The following is a 649-nucleotide window of genomic DNA, read 5'->3' as shown; positions in this document are numbered from 1 at the left end:
TTCGGTGTTCCACCTGGCCGCCGTCCTGGACGACGGCCTGCTCGCCGGCCAGAGCGCCGAGCGCTTCGCCCGCGTCCTGGCCCCGAAGGCCACCGGCGCCCGTCACCTGGACGAGCTCACCCGGGGCCTGGACCTGGACGCGTTCGTGGTCTTCTCGTCCGCCGCCGGTGTCCTCGGCAGCGCGGGCCAGAGCGGCTACGCGGCGGCGAACGCCTACGTGGACGCCCTGGCCGCGCAGCGCCGGGCGGACGGTCTGCCGGGCCTGAGCCTGTCCTGGGGCCTGTGGCAGCAGGCAGGCGTGGGCCTGACCGCCGGGCTCGGCCAGGCGGAGATCGCCCGACTGCGTCGGCAGGGCGTGGGCGCGCTCACCGCCGCGCAGGGCCTGCGAGCCCTCGATGCGGCGCTGTCCGCGGACTTCGCGCACGTCGTGCCGGTTCGCCTGGAACTGGGTTCGGTGCGGCGTGAGTTGGAGCGCGGTGGTGACGTGCCGCCGCTGCTGCGGTCCCTCGTCCGGGCCCGCCTGCGCCGCGCGGGGACGGCTGCGGCCGCACCCTCCGCGCTGCGCGAGCGCCTGGCCGCGCTGAGCCCGGCCGAGCGCCAGGGCACGCTGCTGGACCTGGTCCGCCGCGAGGCGGCGGCCGTCCTCGGC

General features: G+C 77.8%; 1 protein-coding gene. It reads left to right on the top strand.

Translation table 11 applies throughout. The features are described from left to right. On the top strand, positions 1-649 hold a 649-nt coding region (locus VM95_RS37875), incomplete at both ends, for a KR domain-containing protein (RefSeq protein WP_045706107.1).

This window comes from Streptomyces rubellomurinus (assembly GCF_000961885.1).
Taxonomy (GTDB): domain Bacteria; phylum Actinomycetota; class Actinomycetes; order Streptomycetales; family Streptomycetaceae; genus Kitasatospora; species Kitasatospora rubellomurina.
Note: the sequence above shows the minus strand (reverse complement) of the source record. Positions and strands in the feature narration are given on the sequence as shown.